This window comes from Companilactobacillus muriivasis (genome assembly GCF_036246245.1).
Classification (GTDB): Bacteria; Bacillota; Bacilli; order Lactobacillales; family Lactobacillaceae; genus Companilactobacillus; species Companilactobacillus muriivasis.
This window is the reverse complement of record NZ_BTTQ01000004.1, coordinates 12,900-29,373: the sequence shown is the minus strand read 5'-3', so window position 1 is coordinate 29,373 and position 16,474 is coordinate 12,900. Positions and strand designations below refer to the sequence as shown.

General features: G+C 38.4%; 11 protein-coding genes. 8 read left to right on the top strand and 3 right to left on the bottom strand.

Annotated elements, in window-relative coordinates; all coding sequences use genetic code 11:
• The first annotated feature begins 252 nt into the window (after positions 1 to 252).
• Positions 253 to 501, top strand: coding sequence for a type B 50S ribosomal protein L31 (locus AAA923_RS05935; RefSeq protein WP_041501298.1), 249 nt, complete (start codon positions 253 to 255; stop codon positions 499 to 501).
• A 23-nt stretch (positions 502 to 524) separates the two neighbouring features.
• Here AAA923_RS05935 and AAA923_RS05930 read toward each other — a convergent pair whose 3' ends face one another.
• On the bottom strand, positions 525 to 1,757 hold the full coding sequence (locus AAA923_RS05930; protein WP_338215441.1) for a multidrug efflux MFS transporter: 1,233 nt from the start codon (positions 1,755 to 1,757) through the stop codon (positions 525 to 527).
• Between the two features lie 90 nt (positions 1,758 to 1,847).
• Between AAA923_RS05930 and AAA923_RS05925 the strand changes: the two genes are divergently transcribed.
• The 5 genes from AAA923_RS05925 (at position 1,848) to ald (ending at position 8,578) form a co-directional block, all read left to right on the top strand.
• Positions 1,848 to 3,212 (top strand): UDP-N-acetylmuramoyl-tripeptide--D-alanyl-D-alanine ligase, encoded by a 1,365-nt coding sequence (locus AAA923_RS05925; RefSeq protein WP_338215440.1) that lies wholly within the window; start codon positions 1,848 to 1,850, stop codon positions 3,210 to 3,212.
• A gap of 83 nt (positions 3,213 to 3,295) precedes the next feature.
• The gene (gene cshA / locus AAA923_RS05920) at positions 3,296 to 4,846 is read left to right on the top strand and encodes a degradosome RNA helicase CshA (protein WP_338215439.1); all 1,551 of its coding nucleotides are present in this window, start codon (positions 3,296 to 3,298) and stop codon (positions 4,844 to 4,846) included.
• 716 nt (positions 4,847 to 5,562) lie between these two features.
• Positions 5,563 to 5,922: a holo-ACP synthase gene (acpS, locus tag AAA923_RS05915; RefSeq protein ID WP_041501301.1), complete on the top strand. Its 360-nt coding sequence runs from the start codon at positions 5,563 to 5,565 to the stop codon at positions 5,920 to 5,922.
• A complete protein-coding gene (gene alr / locus AAA923_RS05910) occupies positions 5,923 to 7,035 on the top strand; it encodes an alanine racemase (protein ID WP_338215437.1) in 1,113 nt (370 codons plus the stop codon).
• A 424-nt stretch (positions 7,036 to 7,459) separates the two neighbouring features.
• Positions 7,460 to 8,578, top strand: a complete 1,119-nt coding sequence (ald, locus tag AAA923_RS05905; RefSeq protein WP_338215435.1) for an alanine dehydrogenase — start codon at positions 7,460 to 7,462, stop codon at positions 8,576 to 8,578.
• Between the two features lie 813 nt (positions 8,579 to 9,391).
• On the opposite strand, the gene cbpA is transcribed toward ald, so the two are convergent.
• Both cbpA and AAA923_RS05895 read right to left on the bottom strand, forming a co-directional pair.
• Complete coding sequence (cbpA, locus tag AAA923_RS05900; RefSeq protein ID WP_338215434.1) at positions 9,392 to 10,054, bottom strand: cyclic di-AMP binding protein CbpA; 663 nt, start codon at positions 10,052 to 10,054, stop codon at positions 9,392 to 9,394.
• A gap of 117 nt (positions 10,055 to 10,171) precedes the next feature.
• Positions 10,172 to 11,155 (bottom strand): L-lactate dehydrogenase, encoded by a 984-nt coding sequence (locus AAA923_RS05895; RefSeq protein ID WP_041501306.1) that lies wholly within the window; start codon positions 11,153 to 11,155, stop codon positions 10,172 to 10,174.
• Between the two features lie 585 nt (positions 11,156 to 11,740).
• Between AAA923_RS05895 and pth the strand changes: the two genes are divergently transcribed.
• On the top strand, positions 11,741 to 12,298 hold the full coding sequence (gene pth / locus AAA923_RS05890; protein ID WP_338215431.1) for an aminoacyl-tRNA hydrolase: 558 nt from the start codon (positions 11,741 to 11,743) through the stop codon (positions 12,296 to 12,298).
• A gap of 651 nt (positions 12,299 to 12,949) precedes the next feature.
• Positions 12,950 to 16,474 (top strand): transcription-repair coupling factor, encoded by a 3,525-nt coding sequence (mfd, locus tag AAA923_RS05885; RefSeq protein WP_338215428.1) that lies wholly within the window; start codon positions 12,950 to 12,952, stop codon positions 16,472 to 16,474.

Genomic DNA, 16,474 nt, shown 5'->3' with positions numbered 1-16,474 from the left:
GGACGTATTTTGAAATTCGCGTACTTTGCGAAGTTCAAAATCGAGCCTTGAGACCTAGGTTCAAGGCGGTCCCACTGTGGACACTTCTAATTTCCAACCGGAGACGGAATTTATCACTAATTCCAGCGTTATACAAGGTGACATTTTCCAGAATTATATTGAATATTTAACAAACTCATGATATTATTAAACACTGTTAGTTAATATAATCTATATTTCCGTTAAGGATTTATGGCAAAGGAGCGACATAGAATGAAACAAGGAATTCACCCAGAATATCGTCAAGTTGTATTTATGGATTCATCAACAGGTAAGAAGTTCTTAGCTGGTTCAACAATGAACTCAAAAGAAACAACTGATTATGAAGGTACAGACTACCCATTGATTCGTGTTGAAATTTCATCAGATTCACATCCTTTCTACACTGGTAAACAAAAGTTTGCTCAAGCAGATGGACGTATCGATCGTTTCAACAAGAAATATGGTTTGGCAAACAAATAAAAAAAGTCATCCGTTCGGATGGCTTATTTTTTTGCTTTCGTATTCTTTGGCTTCAGGTGTGAAAATACCCAAATGAAGTTGATTAAAGCTAGGAAGCTAGTACTTAGAAAGACTGCTGAATAGCTTAGTACGCCTGATATTGATGAACCAAGCAATGGTCCACAGACGTTACCAACTGACTGGAAGGACTGGTTATAACCGAAGATCCGACCAGTATATTTGGGATCAGTGTATTTGGCTAAAATTGTTTGTACTTGTGGAACCAGACAGGCATCGGAGATACCAACTAAGAATCTCAAGGCAGCTAACTGCCAAACGTTGGTAACAAAGGCTTGGGGAATATATACTATGATGGCGAAAATTAAACCACCGATTAGGATTTTCCCAGTACCGATTTTATCGCCTAAAGCACCAAATCTTGGTGCGGCAATAATATTAGCGATACCTGGCATGGCCGCGACGACCCCAGCAACTAAAGTAACTTGACTCGAATTGTGCATCAGTTGTTTAACATACAAACTGATAATCGGATTAATTGAGTTATTAGAAGTTTGGATGATCATTGTTGTAACAAACATAGCCAAAATTAAATTGGGATTTTTTAACTTGTGGAAAATTTCTTTTGTCGACTCTTCCTGACCTTTCGGAACAGGCTTGAAATCTTCCTTAATAAAAATCGTCACGAGAATAAAAGCTATAAATAGTAATGATCCAGTTATCATGAATGGAATTCGATAACCGAAGTATTGAGCGATAACACCACCGACCAATGGACCTAACAGAGTACCAGAAATTACACCGGTATTCAGAGTTCCCAAGGCTTTACCACTTTCAGATCTTGGTGCGGTTGAAGCTATCAGGGTGTTAGAGTTACTAACGAATCCTGAGAAGACACCTTGTAGGAGTCTTAAAACAACCAATTGCCAAGGAGCAGAGACAAAGGCTTGTAGGAAAATCACGATGGCCATACCAAGTGATGCTCGAATCAACATCAGCTTCCGACCACGACGGTCAGCAATTTTGCCCCAAACGGGTGAGATGATCGCCATGACTAGAAATGTTGATGAAAAGGCGATACCATTCCAGATTACGAGCTGACTTTTTGTGAAATTACCTAACTGGTTAATGTATAATGGCATAAAGGGTGTTATCATACTGAAGCCAATACCGGATACAAAAGTACTGAACCAAAGAACAATTAGATTTCTCTTCCAATAATTATTCGGCTCAGCACTGTCATCTGTATTAGATGTCATATACATCAAATCCTTTCTAAGTATCTTAGTATACTCTTTTTTTGTTTATATCTGACATATTTAATTTTATATAATTGAGGAAGTTTATTCATGAAAATGAAGTTAAGGGAAGTCTACTCAGCATTAAAAATTCAAAGCGATACGATTGAAGACGTTGAAATTACTGGCGTTTGTTTTGACAGTCGTAAAGCTAAAAAAGGTGATTTGTTTTTTCCATTACAAGGGGACCGTGATGGACACGAATTTATCGACAGTGCCATTGAAAATGGAGTAAGTGCAACTATCTGGCAAAGTGATCATGATATTCCTAATGACAAAATACCTTATGTTGTCGTTAAGAATGTTTCGAACGCGTTTGAAACATTGGCCAAGTATTATTTGAACAAGGTTAATCCTAAAGTTGTTGCTGTAACTGGTAGTAACGGGAAAACTACCACTAAAGATATGATTGCTAAGATTTTGAGTACAAGTAATAATGTCGCTAAAACTCCACAGAATTTCAATAACGAAATCGGTGTGCCTTTTACAATTTTGAACATGCCTACTAATACTGAAGTGTTGGTTATCGAAATGGGAATGGACCGTCCTGGACAGATTGATCATTTGAGCAGTATTGCTAACCCCGATATTTCAGTAATCACAATGATTGGGGAAGCTCATATCGAATTCTTTGGTACCCGCGATAAAATTGCTGATGCCAAAATGGAAATTACTGATCATTTGAATGAAGATGGAGCTTTCGTTTATAACGGGGATGAACCATTATTGTTGGAACGTGCTAAAAATGTTGAACAAAGACAATTGAGTTTTGGCAGTCATGACAGTAATGATTTGTATGCAACGGAAATTCAAGCAGGTAAAACAACGACAAGTTTTACAACCAATCAATGGCCTGACGTTAAGTTTGAAATTCCAATGATGGGTGAGTACAACGTCAATAATGCTTTGGCAGCTCTATTAGTTGGTCGTGCTTTACATATCAAACCAGTAGCGATGCAAAAGGCTTTGGGTGAATTATTTGTAACAGAAAACAGAACCGAATGGCTGAAGTCCCAAAATGGGGCTGACATATTGAGCGATGTGTATAACTCTAATCCCACTGCAGCCATTGAAGTTTTACACAGTCTCAAAGATATTAAGACTGACGGACGTAAGCTGATTGTTTTAGGCGACATGCTGGAACTTGGTGATGCTTCCAAGCGGTTGCATGAGTCTTTGGCTGAACACATTGATGGGGCAGACTTTGAAAAAGTTTATCTAGTTGGTCCTGATATGAAGTATTTGCGTGACAAATTAAGTTCCAAGTATGACCAAAATGATCTGCTTTGGTACGACAAAGACCAACTGGCAGATTTGACCACAGATTTGAAAAAAGAATTAAAACCAAATGACACTGTCTTGTTAAAAGCAAGTCATGGAATTCACTTAGAAAACGTTTTACATGAATTAATGTAGGAGTTGTCATTTGAGTTTGTGTATAAAACGTGGTAAAGTAGTCAAATTGTTATTTATCGTGTTTTAAAAAATGGAGGACATTTGTGAAATTTAAAGAATTAGATTTAGATCCCAGATTATTGAGTGCCGTAGACGAAGCTGGTTTTGAGGAAACTACACCAATCCAAGCTCAAACTATTCCACTAGTTATGACCGGCGATGACGTTATTGGGCAAGCTCAAACTGGTACAGGTAAGACGGCAGCCTTTGGTTTACCATTACTAAATGCCGTTGATACTCAATCAAGCGAAATTCAAGCATTGATTATCTCACCAACTAGAGAATTAGCTATTCAAACTCAAGAAGAGTTATATCGTTTAGGTAGTAAGAAGAAAGTTAAGGTTCAAAGTGTTTATGGTGGTTCTGATATTAGACGCCAAATTCGTGCTTTGAAGAGTCATCCTCAAATTATTGTCGGTACACCTGGTCGTATGCTTGACCATATCAACCGCCACACTTTGAAGTTGCACAATGTTAAAACAGTTGTGCTTGATGAAGCTGATGAAATGTTGGACATGGGATTCGTTGAAGATATCGAAAGTATCTTATCAAACGTTCCTAACAAGCACCAAACATTGTTGTTCTCTGCAACAATGCCTAAGCCAATCCTTAAGATTGCTGACAAGTTCATGACAGAACCTAAGATTGTTAAGATCAAGTCAAAAGAATTAACTGCTGACAATATCGAACAATACTTTGTAAAAGCCAAGGAATTTGAGAAGTTTGACTTGATGACACGTCTTTTCGACGTTCAATCTCCAGAACTTGCTTTGATTTTCGGTCGTACAAAGCGTCGTGTTGATGAATTGACACGTGGTTTGCAAGCTCGTGGTTACAATGCTGAAGGTATTCACGGTGACTTATCACAAGATAAGAGAACTAGCGTTTTACGTAAGTTCAAAGCCGGTAAACTAGAGTTCCTTGTTGCAACTGACGTTGCTGCTCGTGGTTTGGATATTTCTGGTGTATCACATGTTTATAACTATGATATTCCTCAAGATCCTGACAGTTATGTTCACCGTATTGGCCGTACTGGTCGTGCCGGACATTCTGGTGTGTCAGTAACTTTCGTTACACCAAACGAAATGGGTTACTTACGTACAATTGAAAACCTAACAAAGAAACGTATGGAACCATTAGCTCCACCAACTGATAAAGAAGTTCTTAAGGGACAACTTGAATCAGTTAAGGAAGATATCAAAGATACTTTGGCACATGACAAGCACTTGGATCGTTTCAACGATGCAGTTGAAGAATTGTTGTCAGAATATTCTGCTGATAATATTGCTCGTATCTTCTTGAGCGAATCAATCAAGGATGCTGAAAGTGTTCCTGTTAAGATTGCTCCTGAAAGACCACTTCCATCAAGAAAAGTTAGTCACAGCCGTTCAGGCCATGGCCGTCGTGGTGGTAGAAGCAATGGTGATCACAGTTATGGTGGTAATCATCGTGGTGGAAACAGACGTGGTAATGATCGTCACGGTAGTGGCAGTCGTAATCATGATGATAAGGGTGGCAAACGCCGCGAACATGACAACAAACGTAATGGTCGTAGCAAGAAGTCATTCAAGATCAGAACAAATCTTGAAAAATAATTAGAATTTTAATAAAGACAAGGTAAATTATTTTACTTTGTCTTTTTTTGTACAGTAGAATTGTAGTTGGCATATTGGAAAGGCCGCAGGCGGTAGCCGGGGATGAAGCCAGCTGTGGGACCGGCTCGAGCCGAAGTGCGGTCTCGACCCTCGATTTTGAACTTCGCAAGATTCGCAAATTTCAAAATACGTCCTGTGTTGTAAGGCCGGAAAATCACCGGCCTAACAACACTACCACTGCAGGCTTCATCCCCGGCTACCGCCTGCTAGTGTATTTTTGGATACTGATATTATTGGTATTTTAAAATGATTGTTTAAAGTTTAAGTATAAATATCAGTTGGAAAAATTAAATAAGTTAAATATAGATGTTGCTATAATAGCATTAGTTGCAGTTTACTAAGGATGTATATTAAATTAGTGGATAACTTTTAGAAATAATATATCTGTTATCCACAAGTAACAAATTAGTCGGAAGATTAGATAGTATTTCATCCGCTGTGGGTGTGGCGTTATGGCTTTAGCCATTACACCACCGGGCGAGTTTGGAGACTTACCGAACTTTGGTAAGGCTTCAAACCGAGGTTCGAGACCGTACTTTGGCTCGGACCGGTCCGCATAGCAGATGAAATGCTATCTAATCTGGAGACGGCAACCCAAAAAATGGGTATACTTTAGATATTAAGTTTTATGAATCTTATAAAATGGAGAAAAACATATGATCAAAGGTTTGGGTATCGATATTGCAGAAATCGACCGTGTGCGTAAAATTTATGGTCGTCATCCAAGATTCTTAGAAAAGATTTTGAATGCTGATGAAATTGAAGTTTTTAATTCTATGAATACTGAAAAATCGAAAATGGCCTACTTAACGGCTAGATTTTCAGTTAAAGAGGCTTTCACAAAAGCTATGGGAACTGGCTTGCGTGGCATTGGCTTTCATGATTTGAGTGTTCTGAATCATGAGTCGGGTCAGCCATACATTAATACTGATATTTTTAAAGGCAATATTCATGTTTCAATCTCGGATACAGATGAACTAGTAATAACTGAAGTTATTCTAGAGGAGGAAGATTAAATGTTACCATCAATCCATCGTCCAGCCTATGTTGAAGTAGACTTGAAGAAATTACACCAAAATCTCCAAAATGAACTGGCAGCTGTTCCAGAAGGCACTAAAGTTTTTGCAGTTGTTAAAGCCAACGCTTATGGTCACGGTTTAGTTCGTGTTGCCAAGGCAGAAATTGAATTCGGAGCCAGTGGTTTATGCGTTGCCACTTTGGATGAAGCTTTAGAAATCCGTAATAACGGCGTAGACGCACCGATTCTTGTTTTAGGTATAGTTCCTGTCGAATATGCTAAAGTCGCTGCACGTGCCAATATTTCGCTAACTGTGGGTAGTTTGGACTGGTTGAAGATTGCTGTTCAGTTAAGAACAACCAATTTGAAGGTTCATCTAGGAATTGACAGTGGTATGGGTCGAATTGGTTTTCAAAAGAAAGCTGACTTGGTTGAAGCTTGCAACTATTTGAATGATCATCCACAGGCATTTATTCCTGAAGGATTGTTCACACACTTTGCAACAGCTGATAATCCTGATGAAAAATACTTTGAAAAACAAGTTAAGACTTTCAAAGAAATGTCGAGTGATTTACCAACTAAATTTACTTATGTTCACTGTGCTAATTCAGCCACTGCATTATGGCACCAAGATTTGGCAATCAATATGGTCAGATACGGTATTGCTTTGTACGGTTTAAATCCATCACAGACTGATATTCCTGAATTGCCTTATACGTTAGAACCAGCATTGAGCTTGTACTCTGAATTAGTTTTCGTTAAGAAGGTTAAGGCCGGAGACAGTATCGGTTATGGTGCTACATATACAAGCGACAAAGACGAGTGGATTGGAACTGTTCCAATTGGTTATGCCGATGGTTGGTTGAGAAGAATGCAAGGTTCAGATGTTTTGATCAATGGTCAACGCTGTCAAAATGTTGGACGTATTTGCATGGATCAATTTATGGTTCGTTTGCCAGGAGAATTGCCTGTCGGAACTAAGGTCACAATTTTGGGTAAAGATGGTGATGAAGAAATTACTGCTACTGATGCTGCCCAATATTCAGGCACAATCAATTATGAAGTTCTTTGTGCATTGAGCGAACGTTTGCCAAGAGTTTATAAGAACTAGGTTGGATGATATGCCGTTTCCAGAGCTGAGAGTATTCATCTGCTGCGCGGCACGGTCCGAGCCAAAGGGCGGTCTCGTACCTCGGTTGAAGCCTTTCCAAAAAACGGAAAGTCTCCAACACGTCCGGTGGTGTAATTGCTAAAGCAATAACGCCACTTTCGCTGCGGATAAATACTCTCAGCTCATCCAACTAATTTATTTTTGAATGGATAAAATTCAAAGCAACCTTTCCAAATATTTGAATAATTAGTAATCTGTCTAAATAAAGCAAAAGAGAGTCTGTAATCAATTGAGATTGCAGATTCTCTTTTTTGTCGTCTCTGAAACTTTTAGCATTAGGCTATAGTTTGAGAAGAAAACGGATACATGATATGCTATATTATATTACATTGATAAAACATTCACAAAGTAAGAAGTACTTTTTATGAAAGTTGGTATACCGAAAGAACTCAAGAATCAAGAAGAGCGCGTAGGTTCAACCACTGATGGAGTGGCTATTTTAGTTAATGCTGGTCATCAAGTTCTGGTGGAAAAGGATGCAGGAATTGGTTCAGGCTATACTAACCAGAAATATTTAGATGCCGGTGCCAAGATTAGTGATGTCGATGATGTTTGGAATTCAGAGATGATCATCAAAGTTAAGGAACCAATTGCTTCAGAATATAAATATTTTAAAGACGGCCAAATTATTTATACATATTTACATTTAGCCGCTAATGAAACTTTAACCAAATCACTTTTAAAGAGTAATACAACCGGAATTGCTTATGAAACTATAGTTGGACCTAATGGTGGCTTGCCATTGCTATATCCAATGAGTCAAATTGCCGGTCGAATGGCTGTTCAAGTTGGAGCTCATTTCTTAGAAGAACCACATCAAGGAAAAGGTTTGTTACTGAGTGGTGTACCTGGAGTTAGAAAAGGTAAAGTTACAATTATCGGTGGTGGTACCGTTGGTGTAAATGCTGCCAAAATAGCTATCGGTATGGGCGCTGAGGTGACATTACTAGATATTAATGCCCAAAGATTAGCTGAGATTGAAGATATTTTTGACGGTAAGATTCAAACATTAATATCCAACTCTCAAAATATTGCTAAAACTGTTAAAGAGTCCGATTTAGTAGTGGGTGCTGTATTGATTCCAGGTGCTGCAACACCAAAACTAGTGACAGAAGAAATGATTGCTTCGATGGAACCTGGTTCAGTTGTGGTCGATATTCCAATTGATCAAGGTGGATTATTTGAGACAAGTGTCAAAGCAACGACCCATGACAATCCAACATATCTTGTCCATGACGTAGTTCACTACACAGTGGCAAATATACCTGGGGAAGTGCCAAAAACAGCAACAGAGGCATTATCTAGCGTAACAATGCCATATGCGGCTATGATTGCTGAAGGATTAGATAAAGCTATCAATAATAAGACAATTAAAACGGGTATCAACACATATCAAGGTCATTTAACTGAAAAGGCTGTGGCAGACAGTTTACAGATGCCATATATGAACATAGATGACGTTATGAATGCAGTAGAAGTTTAGAAATTCATTTAATTGGCAGTTAATTATCCAAGGTAGTATTCTCTGTGTGAAAAATTAATTGCATGGAGAAAGAAGTGTTTGTCATGATTAAAAAACAGTGGCAATTATTTATGAAAAAAGTCGAGTATAAGAAATATCAAAATAAAGCAAATTCAAATCGACCTTATGTAAATGATCTTCAAAAAAAGCTGATGGAGAAGTATCAATTAGAGTATTTCCGTCAGTATCCATTTGAGGACGAGTTTAATCGGCGGTCTGGGGTTAGCTTTAAGAGGTAGGCCGTCTACAGGGATGAGAATATTTCACCTGCTATGCGGAACGATTCGAGCCTTACCACGAATTGGTAAGGCTCCAAACTCGTCCGGTGGTGTAATGGCTAAAGCCATAACGCCACATCCATAGCGGGTGAATATTCTCATCCCTTCCGACTAATTAGTTGTCTTGGTTTGTACAGCTAATTGAATATATAGAATTAATGATATTAGTGATATTACTAACCTAAAATTTTCTTGATAGATGTTAATTTGATAAATTATTTAGCTGGAGGGTTACGGTGATAGAGTTCAGCAGTGAAGGTGGTGTTAGAGTGGCGAACTTCCGCTCTTACTACACCGACGTATTTTGAGATTTGCGGTTTGTGCAAAGCTCAAAATCGAGGTGCGAGACCAAGGCTCGCACCGGTCGCACAGCGAACTCTATCACCGTAACCTGTAGGCGGCAGTACATTAAAAAAAGCAATACCGGCTGCGTCGGTATTGCTTTTTTAGGTTTTGTTTTAGAACTGGTTTTGTTTTTAGAAACATTTAGAACGAATTACAATGTATTCTTGTCGAGAATTTTACCTGACTTCAAATCATCAATTTCAGAAACGATGAAACTCTTCTTTTCCAAACGTTTGATGATTTCCTTCAATGTATCAATATCTGTTCCTGATGGCAATGTGAACAATGTCCGACGGACAACCTCATTTGATTTGGCATCCAAGGTCATACATGCGGCAACTGAAACATACTTTGCAAAGATCTTTGACATTTTTTCTAGATCTCCACGGTCGCCGGAAGAACTAACAGTTAGTACGTAGCTACTAATGTCGAGGTTCCAAGCGTCTGACAACATGCTCAAGAGTCTTGAGTGAGTCAAGATACCGTAGAAAAGATTAGTTTCATCAAGGACAGCGATATATGGCAAATCCTTGATGTTGAAAAATACTTTGAAGAAAGGTGAGTCGACGCTGATCGTCTTTGTAGCATTCTTCATCAAAGTTGTTACTGGTAAACTCATGTCGCCACCACGTGATTTGTGACGGTAGATGTGCATCTTATAGATGTTACCCCTAAATATTTGTCCGCTCTCGTCAAGAATTGGTACACAACGATAGCCAGAATCTTCGAGGACTTTTAATGCTTCCTCGAGTGTTACAGTTTCTTTAACTGTAGTAAGCTTGTCCTTTTTCAGTACAAGTGATTTCACTAACATATATATTCACATCCAATCAAGTATAATTGAATTAATAATACAGTAATTCCGAGCAAAAAAAAAGCTGAAACAAATTATTCATTTGTTTCGGCTTTTTTTGAAGCGTGATATTTTGGATTATTGACGACCCTTGATACCTGTAGCTTCGAAACCATCTTTAAGAATTTTTTCAAGTTCTGCAGCTGATTTCTTCATTTGTGCTGATTCTTCATCATTCAATGGTACTTCGATGATTTGTTTTAGACCTTTACGGTTGATAATAGCAGGTGAACCGATATAAATGTCTGAAACGCCATATTGGCCAGTCATCATGTTTGATAATGGAAGAACAGTGTTTTCGTCGTTTAGCAAAGCCTTGCAGATTCTTGCAAGTGCAGTACCAATACCGTAGAATGTAGCACCCTTAGTATTGATAATGTCGTAAGCAGCGTTAACAACCTTCTTGTAGATTGCGTCAAGAGTATCTTTAGTAACTTCTGGGTGTTGTTCCATCCATTCAGCCATTGTTACTCCACCGATTGACAAGTGTGACCATGCAGCGAATTCTGAGTCACCATGTTCACCCATGATGTATCCGTTAACTGCACGAGGGTCGATGTCTAATTCTTCACCAACGAATTTTTGTAGTCTAGCTGAGTCAAGTGATGTACCTGAACCAATTACACGTTCCTTAGGGAAGCCTGAAAGTTTCCAAGTAGCGTATGTCAAGATATCAACTGGGTTAGCAGCAACCAAGAAAATACCATTGAATCCTGATTCAACGATTGGGTCAACGATTGTCTTCAAGATGTTCAAGTTCTTGTTAACAAGGTCAAGTCTTGTTTCACCTGGTTTTTGTGGAGCACCAGCAGTGATAACAACGATATCAGCATCCTTAGCATCTGAATATTCACCAGCGTGAATGTTCTTAGGGAATGAGAATGGAAGTGCATCAGCAAGGTCCATTGCGTCACCCTTAATCTTGTCTTTTGCGATATCACAGATAACTAGTTCTTGTGCAATACCTTGAAGTGTCATTGCGTAGGCGAAAGTTGAACCTACAGCACCGTCACCAACTAGAAGTACTTTTTGGTGATTCTTTTCATTTGTTGGAGTTGTCATTATAAAATATCATCCCTTCGAAAATAATATGTTCCGTGGTTCATTATACAAATAATTAAGGGTAATTAACAAGTTGATTGTGAAAAAAGTGAAAAATTAGTGAAATTATGGTGGGGGGCCGCCTCCGGTTGACAGTTAATTATCCGCTGTGAGGACTGACTCGAGCCGAAGTGCGGTTTCGACCCTCGATTTTGAGCTTCGCAAATACCGCGAATCTCAAAATACGTCCTGTGGTGTAAGACCGGAAAACCGCCGGTCTTACACCACTTTCACTGCAGGATAATTAACTGTCAACCGGAGGATAATGTGTTTGAATGGGCAATATATAAATGTTATTTAGAGTTATGAAGGATTGAGATTTTGACGGTATATGAATGTTCATAGTAGTTATGATTATGATTTATTTAATGTAGTTTCTTAATGAAAATATCGGTGAAATATTTATGATTGATCTTTAAAAGTTTAAAAATGAGAATTTAATATTGCTGTTAACTTTTTCCTTATTAAAAGGAATATTTCAATATAAACTCCAAGCTCATATGAAACTAACATGATATAATGTAAGTTCGAAATGAGGTATTAAATATGAAACTAATTGTTGGCCTAGGAAATCCAGGTAAAAAATACGATCGTACAAAGCATAATATGGGCTTTATGACCATCGATAAATTGATGGATGAATATGGTCAAACACAAATGAAAAAAGACTTTGAGGCTGAATACTGTAAATTCAAAGTTGATGGCGAGACTGTTTTTCTTGTTAAACCTTTAACTTTTATGAATGAATCAGGGCGTGCTGTTAATTTCTTGATGGGTTACTTTCAGATTCAACCTGATGAATTGATGGTCATTCACGATGATTTGGACATGCCAATTGGTAAAGTCAGATTACGCACAAAGGGTTCTGCTGGTGGTCACAATGGTATTAAGAGTATAATCTCTGCTGTAGGTACGAAAGACTTCAGCCGTATCAAAATTGGTATACAACATCCAGCTAAACAATCGGTTGTTAATTGGGTTTTGACACCATTTTCTAAAGATGAAGAGCCCGTTGCTTTAGCCGGTATCGATCAAGCGGCTGCAATGGTCCAAGATTGGGTCAGTGGTACATCTATTGATCAATTAATGAATAAGTATAATTAATGAGTGGTGTTAGTTAAATATTCCGTCTCCAGAGCTGGGAAATATTCTCAAGCTGTGCGGAACGGTCCGAGCCGAAGTGCGGTCTCGAACCTCGGTTTGAAGCCTTGACATAGTTCGTCAAGTCTCCAAACTCGTCCGGTGATATAAGTACGGGATAAACCTCCCGTACTTATATCACTTCCACGGCACACAAATATTTCCCAGCTCTTCCGACTAGTTAATCGTTATTAGTTGAATGCAAAAAGATTCAAGTGTGTTTGTATTCAGGTTATATAAAACAGTGAAATATTTATAACAGATTACCAATAAACGTAGGACGTTAATTAAATACTAAAATTTGAAAGATGACATTGCCGTTGCGATTCTAATAGATATATATATTTAGACAATAGACAGTCATTATTTAGTTATTAAAAAATAAATAAGTTGGAAGAGCTGAGAGTATTCATATGCAGCGAAAGTGGCGTTAGAGCTTTAGCTCTTACACCACCGGGCGTGTTGGGGACTTACCGGTCCGTGGTAAGGCTTCAACCGAGGTTCGAGACCGTATTTTGGCTCAGACCGTACCGCGCAGCAGATGAATACTCTCAGCTCTGGAAACGGCATACTTAATAAACTAATAAACTTTTTAAATACGCAAGGGGGCAAAAATTGGATTTAATAAATTTCATTACGAATAAGCTCAACCTTGGGGAATTTATTAATCAAGTTAAGCCAGGTACGAAAAATTTATTGACTGGTTTGACGGGATCAACGATTTCCCTTTTTGCATTGGAAACTTTGAAACAAAAAGGTAAAAAAATTCTGATTGTGGAAAACACTAACTTTCACGCTAATAGGGTCTACGATGACCTTAATTTGTTAGACAGTGATGCGGTGCATATTTTCCCAGTTGAAGAATCTATTTCCACTGAATTGGCAACTAGTTCACCAGACGAATTGAGTCAACGACTTGATTCATTGAGTTTCTTGGCTAGTGATGAGTCAGGTATCTTGGTAACATCGATTGCCGGGATGGAATATGAGCTGTCAGCTAAGGAATTGTTCAAGGCTGCACAATTAGATATTAAAGTAAATGAAGAATATGACCTTGAAAATCTCAATCAAGAATTTGTGCAGATGGGATATGTTAAGGATAAATTAGTTGCTAAACCCGGGGATTTCGCAATCCGTGGGGATATTGTCGACATCTATCCATTAAATGTGGATAATCCTGTCCGAATAGATTTCTTTGGCAACCAAGTTGAGAAAATTAAATTTTTTGACACTGAGACACAGCGTAGTATGGAAGAACTTGATGAAATTAAAGTTTTGCCTGCTAAAGATAGAATTGTGAATGATGAACAAGTTGCAGCTGGTTTGAAAAAGTTACAGAAAAGTTATCAACGTCAACTTGGGGCAACTAAAGATAAGGATATTAAGAATAATCTGGAAGTTAACTTTGGTCAGACGATTGAAGAATTATCTGAGGGTATGCGTCCAGAAAATATCGGTCGAATTGCGGACTATATTTTTGAACACCCTAGTAGCTTGCTCGATTATTTGAATGATGACGATATTATTTTATTTGATGAATATAATCGTTTGATTGAACAATCTAATGACAGTGCTGCCGAAAATCAATCATGGTTAGCTAGTCAGTTGGAATTTGGTAAAGCTTTACCAGAACAGAAGATTCGTCAGAGTTTTATTGAATTGGTTAAGGATGATACCCACGCACAAATTTATGTTTCGGCTTTTCAACAAGGGATGGGACATATTCGTCTCAATCAATTGCATAATGTGTCGATTCGTTCGATGCAACAGTTCTTCAGTCAGATGCCATTATTAAAGTCTGAAGTTGAACGTTGGCAAAAGCAGGATTACACCGTTATTTTGGTAATCAACAATGAGAAACGTATCGGAGCTATCAATAATACTTTGGTCGATTTCGGTATCAAGGCGACATTGACTGGCAAAGATAAGGTTATTGAAGACCAAACGCAGATTTTGAATGCTAGTTTGAGTGCTGGTTTTGAAATGCCAGATGAAAAAGTTGCCATTATTACTGAAAAAGAACTCTTTAACAAGCAACCTAAGAAGCGTCGTCATCAAACTTTGGCGAATGCGGAACGTTTGAAGAGTTATAACGAATTAAAACCTGGCGATTATGTCGTTCACGTCAACCATGGTATCGGTAAATTTATCGGTATGCAGACGATGGAAGTTGACGGCAAGCACCAAGATTACATTACGATTGAATATCGTGACGATGGCCGTTTGTTCATTCCGGTTACACAGTTGGACATGGTTCAGAAATACGTTTCAGCTGAAGGCAAGTCGCCTAAGATTAATAAATTAGGTGGTAACGAATGGCAAAAGACTAAGCGCAAGGTTCAATCTAATATTGAAGATATCGCGGATGATTTGATTGACCTATACGCTAAACGTGAGGCTGAAAAAGGTTTTGCCTTTCCAAAAGATGATCAGATGCAACACGATTTCGATAATGCTTTCCCTTATCCAGAAACACCGGATCAATTGCGTTCGGTTGATGAAATTAAGCGTGATATGGAAAAGCCACATCCAATGGACCGTTTGTTAGTTGGGGATGTTGGTTTCGGTAAAACTGAAGTTGCTTTACGAGCAGCCTTTAAAGCTGTGGAAGCAGGCAAGCAGGTAGTATTCTTAGCACCAACAACCTTGTTAGTTCAGCAACATTACGAAACTATGAAAGACCGATTTGAAGGTTTTCCTGTCAATATCGGAGTTTTGTCACGTTTCCAAACTCGTAAACAAAGTAAGGAAACGATTGAACAACTTGAAGACGGTTCAATTGATATCGTCGTTGGAACACATCGTTTGTTATCAAAGGATGTTAAGTTCAGCGATATCGGTTTGTTGATCATTGATGAGGAACAGCGGTTTGGCGTTAAGCACAAGGAAAAGATTAAGCAGTTGAAAGCTAACGTTGATGTTTTGACGCTAACTGCGACACCAATTCCACGTACTTTAAATATGTCGATGCTCGGTGTGCGTGATTTGTCATTGATTGAAACAGCTCCAAGCAACCGTTATCCAGTTCAAACTTATGTAATGGAACAGAATTATGAAGTTATTGCGGGTGCTATCAAACGTGAAATGGCTCGTGGTGGACAAGTCTTTTACCTACATAATCGAGTTGAAGATATGGATCAAGTGGCAGGTCAACTGCAGGCTTTGATTCCGGAGGCTCGAATTGCGACAGCTCATGGACGAATGACTGAAACCCAGATGGAAGGCGTTATTGCTGACTATTTGGCTGGTGAATATGATGTGTTGGTTACGACTACTATCATTGAAACCGGTGTGGATATGCCTAACACCAATACATTGATTGTGGAAAACTCTGACCGTTATGGTTTATCACAGCTTTATCAAATTAGAGGACGTGTCGGTCGTTCCAATCGAGTTGCATACGCCTACTTGATGTATAAGCCTAATAAGGTTTTGACAGAGGTCGGTGAACAACGTTTGGAAGCTATCAAGAACTTTACCGAATTAGGTTCTGGGTTCAAGATTGCGATGCGTGACTTGTCGATTCGTGGTGCTGGTAATCTGTTAGGTAAACAACAACATGGTTTCATCGATTCAGTTGGTTTCGACCTTTATACACAGATGTTAAATGATGCGGTTGCGAAAAAACGTGGTCATACTAAGGCTGAGAAGACTAATGCTGAAGTTAATTTGGCATTGGAAGCATACTTGCCGGCTGACTATATTACCGATCAACGTCAAAAAGTTGAGTTGTACAAACGTATCAGACAGATTGATTCTTTGGAAAACTATCAAGAAGTTAAGTCAGAGTTGTTAGATCGATTTGGAGATTATCCACAAGAAGTTGGCAACTTATTAGATATTAGCTTGTTGAAAAACTCTTTCGACGAGTCATTAGTTAAGAGTGTCATCATGCGAAATGGTATGATTGCAATTAAGTTTTCTAAGAAAGCTAGCGATTACTTAACTGGCGATTTAGTCTTTAAGTTCTTAGCTAACACAACTATGAAGGCTAAGGTTAATGATAAGAACGGTGAATTTACGATTACGTTAGATTCCGGTAGTGTCAAAAAAGACGAGTGGTTTGAACAGCTAGAAACGTTTGCCAAGAAGATGGCAGCGGGATTCGATAATTTAAAGAAAGAAAAAATTAAAAACTAA

Bases quoted from the DNA above. Each gene is read 5' to 3' on its own strand.
- alr (WP_338215437.1), top strand. From the start codon at position 5,923: ATGTTACCATCAATCCATCGTCCAGCCTATGTTGAAGTAGACTTGAAG.
- pth (WP_338215431.1), top strand. From the start codon at position 11,741: ATGAAACTAATTGTTGGCCTAGGAAATCCAGGTAAAAAATACGATCGT.
- AAA923_RS05935 (WP_041501298.1), top strand. From the start codon at position 253: ATGAAACAAGGAATTCACCCAGAATATCGTCAAGTTGTATTTATGGAT.
- acpS (WP_041501301.1), top strand. From the start codon at position 5,563: ATGATCAAAGGTTTGGGTATCGATATTGCAGAAATCGACCGTGTGCGT.
- ald (WP_338215435.1), top strand. From the start codon at position 7,460: ATGAAAGTTGGTATACCGAAAGAACTCAAGAATCAAGAAGAGCGCGTA.
- AAA923_RS05895 (WP_041501306.1), bottom strand. From the start codon at position 11,155: ATGACAACTCCAACAAATGAAAAGAATCACCAAAAAGTACTTCTAGTT.
- cbpA (WP_338215434.1), bottom strand. From the start codon at position 10,054: ATGTTAGTGAAATCACTTGTACTGAAAAAGGACAAGCTTACTACAGTT.
- AAA923_RS05925 (WP_338215440.1), top strand. From the start codon at position 1,848: ATGAAAATGAAGTTAAGGGAAGTCTACTCAGCATTAAAAATTCAAAGC.
- AAA923_RS05930 (WP_338215441.1), bottom strand. From the start codon at position 1,757: ATGACATCTAATACAGATGACAGTGCTGAGCCGAATAATTATTGGAAG.